At 58.5% G+C, this 4,855-nt stretch carries 8 protein-coding genes; 2 read left to right on the top strand and 6 right to left on the bottom strand.

Going from position 1 to position 4,855, the window contains the following annotated elements; translation table 11 throughout:
* Positions 1-70 precede the first annotated feature (70 nt).
* Positions 71-1,501 (bottom strand): Z1 domain-containing protein, encoded by a 1,431-nt coding sequence (locus C9413_RS27680; protein WP_170251186.1) that lies wholly within the window; start codon positions 1,499-1,501, stop codon positions 71-73.
* A gap of 59 nt (positions 1,502-1,560) precedes the next feature.
* On the opposite strand from C9413_RS27680, the gene C9413_RS27685 reads away from it, so the two are divergent.
* Entirely contained in the window at positions 1,561-2,007 is a 447-nt protein-coding gene (locus tag C9413_RS27685) for a very short patch repair endonuclease (protein WP_040114110.1), read from the top strand.
* Between the two features lie 17 nt (positions 2,008-2,024).
* Here the strand turns inward: C9413_RS27685 and C9413_RS27690 are convergent, their stop codons facing one another.
* From C9413_RS27690 to C9413_RS27710, 5 genes are all read right to left on the bottom strand, one after another.
* Complete coding sequence (locus C9413_RS27690; RefSeq protein ID WP_133938047.1) at positions 2,025-2,471, bottom strand: hypothetical protein; 447 nt, start codon at positions 2,469-2,471, stop codon at positions 2,025-2,027.
* A gap of 89 nt (positions 2,472-2,560) precedes the next feature.
* Complete coding sequence (locus C9413_RS27695; protein WP_052451680.1) at positions 2,561-3,448, bottom strand: hypothetical protein; 888 nt, start codon at positions 3,446-3,448, stop codon at positions 2,561-2,563.
* Positions 3,449-3,637: 189 nt separating this feature from the next.
* Entirely contained in the window at positions 3,638-3,937 is a 300-nt protein-coding gene (locus C9413_RS27700; protein ID WP_170251187.1) for a hypothetical protein, read from the bottom strand.
* 135 nt (positions 3,938-4,072) lie between these two features.
* Positions 4,073-4,321, bottom strand: coding sequence for a helix-turn-helix domain-containing protein (locus C9413_RS27705; protein WP_052451681.1), 249 nt, complete (start codon positions 4,319-4,321; stop codon positions 4,073-4,075).
* Positions 4,322-4,477: 156 nt separating this feature from the next.
* Positions 4,478-4,618, bottom strand: a complete 141-nt coding sequence (locus tag C9413_RS27710; protein ID WP_170251188.1) for a hypothetical protein — start codon at positions 4,616-4,618, stop codon at positions 4,478-4,480.
* Here C9413_RS27710 and C9413_RS32825 point away from each other — a divergent pair.
* Positions 4,617-4,855, top strand: a 239-nt coding sequence (locus C9413_RS32825; protein WP_210263632.1) for a hypothetical protein, incomplete at its 3' end; no start/stop codon positions are given. The genes C9413_RS27710 and C9413_RS32825 overlap by 2 nt on opposite strands.

A 4,855-nucleotide genomic window follows, 5' to 3' on the forward strand; every position in this document is an offset into this window, starting at 1 on the left:
CTAGTCGATGAGGTAGATAGATACGCACGTGATCAAGGTGCGACTGGCGATAGCCAAGCATGCGTGCGTGTTACAACACCGAGTCCATCTGAGAAGTCTTCGCTTCCCGAATGTAGTACGTAGTTAGGAGAGCATCGATGGTTAGGCCGCGTCCGAGGATGTTCCCTCCCACGAGGAAGTTCAATCGAGGGCCGTAAACAGGCACGTCGGCCTTCGAATTGATCCGAATGACTTCCGCATGCCTGATGGCCGATCTGGCGGACGCAATCAAATCGTCGAGCGCCGGGCACTCTTGAACCGTTCTTGTCAGCTCGTTGTATGCCTCTCTAAAAAACTCGCGAGTCTCGTCAACACTTGCCCGCAGGCGCCTTCTTACGAGGTTTAGATGAGCTTCGATGTATCCGGATACCGTCTCGTGCTCATCCATTTTATGGCTTGTGTGCGAGAGATGCTTGAAACCTTGAGTGGGCCATCCTTTTGAAACCGAAAGAGCGCACGCTGATAGCACGAAGAAATTAATCGATCTCGCCAAGCCAGGTGGCGCCGTTCGTCTCATCAAAATAGCTTCGGTGGCTCCAACGAACACGAGATTTCTTGGCCGTTCATCCTCTGCCGCATCTGGATCATACTGGCTGAAGAAAACCTCTCCTCCAGTATACCCCGCACCTGGCTCAAGCAAAAACGTCGTGCTCGGGCGGAGGTCCGCATATTCTTTCTGCAAGAAGAGAACGTAAGGTGTTGCAGTCACCTGAACATAAAGGCTGTGTGGCAGCTCTTCACCCAGGGAGAAACCAGCTTCTTCCGGCCGGTCATTTGCGACAACAAGGCGATTCATTTTGCTCCTATACTGCGGGGCGTTCGCTTTCCCAGTGGAGCGAGCGGCAAGAGTGGTATCGGGAGTCGCGGCGTCAGCTTCGTCGTCTAATACAAGAACCGGATAGTTCGAGGCATCGAGTTGCTGGAGGAACCTGATCACTTCAGGAAGATTGATGTGGTTTTTTGCGCAAACGAGGACTAGGCCTTCCGCCGACACGGTGTCCCGAAGCTCTCCTTCCTGGCCCTGCCACTCATACGAGGACCCTTCTTTGACCGCTGCAAAAACACGGGGGCCATCAAGGTCTTTAAAGCGGCTTGCTGTTTGCCTCACCAGGGCGACGTTGTCGGTCGTGAGAACAACAACGACGCGAAACCCGTTATCCAGGGCGAGCGCGGAGGTCAAAATCATCGAAACGGTCTTGCCGCTCTGGATCCGACCGTAAAGTAATGCTCGGGGAGCTCGTGCACCAATGATCGGCTCCTCCGAAGCTGTACCAGATCCGTCCGATCCAACCTCTCCGGCAGCAACTTGTATCGAATAGGTATCAACAAGCTGATCGGCGAAGACCACGACCTGATCCATCACCGCGTCAACGGCTGACGGACTCATCGGAGAGGACTGTACTCCTTCGACAAGATTTTGCTTCGTTCCAGTGGTAACGGGCCCATTACGCTTGATTGGCATGTTTTCTCTCTGATGATTCGCACCACAACCATCAGGCGATAAATGAGGTATAGAGTCAAATGGCCGACCAGCTAAATCCCCAGCATCGATCGGTATTGATGCGCAAGGTAAAAGCGAAGAATACGCGGCCTGAAATGACCGTGCGAAGCACCGCGCATCGCCTTGGCTATAGGTACCGCCTTCACGTAAAGGGCCTTCCAGGAAGTCCAGATCTCGTCTTTCCGTCACGAAGGAAAGTGATCTTTGTTCATGGTTGCTTTTGGCATCGTCACGCGGGATGCCGCCGGGCTTCCACGCCAAGTACAAACGTGGAGTTCTGGAACGCAAAATTTCAGAGAAATGTTGCTCGTGACCGCCAGAAAGAGGTGCTGCTTAAGAGCGCCGGCTGGGGCGTACTGACGATCTGGGAATGCGAGGCGCACGACACCGTCAGGATTGCGCAGGTGATTAGCGAATTCTTGCAGAGTGCAAAAACCGCGGGGATTAAGCAGAACGTTTCCTTGTGATCAAAATAGCGTATTCTCTAGTGCTCGCCGGGCCATGGCTGTTTGACTTTTGAATACGCGGTATCTCTCGACCTTGGTCGATACTGGGGAAGGCCGGTTTCGGCCAGTCCGAGGTCGCGAGCTTCTTCGTTGATCCGGCTGATGTACCACCGGAGGCATGCCGATGAGACTTGGGTCTCCGGGAACTCCCGCGTGTAGCGCCCGAGGAGAAGCTCCCCCGGCTCGATGTACCGGAGCAGCTCGACTGCCCTTGCCTTAAGGACGCTTCCTAGGCGCAGCCGCTGCATCCTGAGTCGGCGGCGGAGCTCGTCCTCGCTGACTTCGCCGACGACTATCGGCTCGAATTTTTTGCTGGCGAAGGCGCGCCGATCCGCGCCGACGCTGGTGGCCGCGATCTTCGCGTCCAGCAGAGCGTTGTATGCTTCGAGGCGAGAATTGAACAGGTCTACGAGGTGCTGGGTCATGGGGCGATTCTGCCGCATTCGCCCACGCAAAACCAGCATGGGCCTCGTCTCCAGCCGGCGAAGGTCTTCGGAAGGTTCACGGGCCATGTTCAACCGTTCCCTCTCGCTTCGGCGCCTGCCGGGGTCTCCGGCACGCCCTTCCCGTCCGGAAGCGTCGTGCCCTGGATCTTGAAGCTGGTCGGCTTGTCCTTGTCGAGCTGGACGCTTATCCGCTCGACCGGGTCAGGTTCAACGCCTCGGGCGACGGCCAGTCGGGCCTGCTTCTCGGCGTTGTTGCGCTTGAGAAGTGCAGCCTTGATCTTGCCAAGCGTGTCGATCTGTCCGGTCTCGAAGGCCTTGCCGGTGGCCAGCGCGCCGACGAGCAGTGCCTCCATCTCACCGAAGATCAGCTGGGCTTCCGCGAGCGTCTCGCCGACGAGCACGTTCGCCAAGGACTGCGAGCTGAAGGGACGTTTGCCGGGGGGAATGGTCGACACCCGCGAGACCAGGGCTGCACCCATCGCCTGGTCATTCGTCGCAGCCGCCAGGTGGGCGAGTGAAAGCAGCTCCGCGTTGCCGGCCTGTGCGATCTGGCCGGCGATGAGCGTGCGCTTCTCGGAGCCGATGGAAGACCGCATAAGTATCTGGACGGCTGAATCGTAGTGGATGCTGGCCGCCATGATCGCCGCATCCTCGGCGTCGATCTTCCGAAGGAGGTCGATACGCTCGGGCGAGCTGCCGTTGACCAACTCGTGACGCTTTGCGGCGACTGCGCGAGTTATGACGGTCGAGCGCTCGGCCGCATTGAGATACTTCGCTGACGCCTCGATGGAGTCTGCATGGCTCTTGATCTGGCCTTCGAGCTTGGCGAGGAGATTGCTGTGCTGCGTGGAGAGCGACTTGGCGCGCTGCAACGACGCGCGCAGATCGTTGATGGCCATCCACTTATTGGAGACCGTCGAGAAGTAGTCGTTGCTGAGTGGATTAATGTTGCTCATGGAAAACCTCCGGGGAGCTAAGGAGAAGAGAAGCCCACTGGAGGTGACCACGGAACCCGGCAAAGGGCGGTCGTCTCCTCCAGCGAGGTGAAGGGCACCAGTATGCCCAAGACCGTCACATCCTGCCGCGGTGGGTTCGCAGAACGAACCAGCACAGAAGGTGCGACGGCGGAGTGACCGGCCGCGTGGCTATGCGTTAGCCGCAAGCGGCGCCTTCGTCGTCTTCTTTCGAGGCGGCGAGTTTTCCTTCCACTTTTGTCGAACGTGCTCCTCGATGCTCTTGCTCCACGAATTGCCGTCGCCGGCCTTCATGATCAGGGCGCCGACGAAATCCGCCAAGGACTGGTGGTAAATCTCGATCTCTTCCAAGACGGCGAGTAGAGCTGCGGCAATCTTGAGGTCGACCTTTCGGGTCGAAGTCGTCTGGAGAGTGAAGCGGGATGAGTTCATGACCGCCCTTGAGATGAAGAGCAAGCGCGCTTGCCTCAAGCGATGGCACCTTGGGCGCGGTGCGCGCGGCAGAGTTCACTTCAGTACTGGAATGCAAATGTCCGGTCCTTGTCCCTGAGCTGCTCTCGGGCGCATCGATGTCCACGGTGCGCCCGTTTCTTTCTGAGAAATCGCTCATCGCAGGGCCTCAACTCTTGAGGCGGACGCGAACGCACGCAGGTCAGCGACGGAATAGACGACGCGGCGTCCGATCTTGTGATAGGCGGGGCCGCCGCCCTTGCAGCGCCATTCGTCCAGTAGCACCTTCGAGATGCTGATGAAGTCTGCCGCGTCTTCGACCGTCAGGTATTCTTTCCGCGGGGAAGCGAGCGTTGCCTCGATGCGGGCGAGGCGATCGATCACCTCTGTAAACAAGCTTTCCATGCCGTCGGCACTCCTATCGTTGAAGATGGGTGTCGGGGCGCAATCTCTCTCTTGCTCGCTGTATCCGCAGGCGTTTTCAGCCTGCGGGCGCCTCAACGGACAAAAGGTAACTCAGCGAAAAGAGAAAATAGCCTATTCTCGCTGAGCCTTGCTGGGCTATTGACCGCGAAATCGGGGCATGGCCGAGCAGATCAGCTCCTGAGACTCCCGCATCGTTCCGACGAGGTGGGCGCGGGTGATGTAGCCCCAGGTCACGCCCGCGGGCCTGTGGTTCATCAGGAGCGTGATAGTCTGCATGTCCACCCCCTGCCTCCAAAGCCGCCGTCCTGTAAGTGTGCCGCATCTGATGCGGGGCGTAGGGAAACTCGTTCGTCCGCCGCATCTCCTCGACGTGGCCGGACTCGCTGTTCAGCGACGGGAAGGCGAACGGGCTAGCGAGGCCCTTGGTCTGCTGCCGCACCATCTCCAGGTTCTGGAGGAGGTCGCGCGGCAGGGGCAGCATGAACGCCCTGTCCTTCCCGCCCTTGGGCGCAG

This window comes from Rhizobium sp. SEMIA 4085 (assembly GCF_013004495.1).
Lineage (GTDB): Bacteria > Pseudomonadota > Alphaproteobacteria > Rhizobiales > Rhizobiaceae > Rhizobium > Rhizobium gallicum.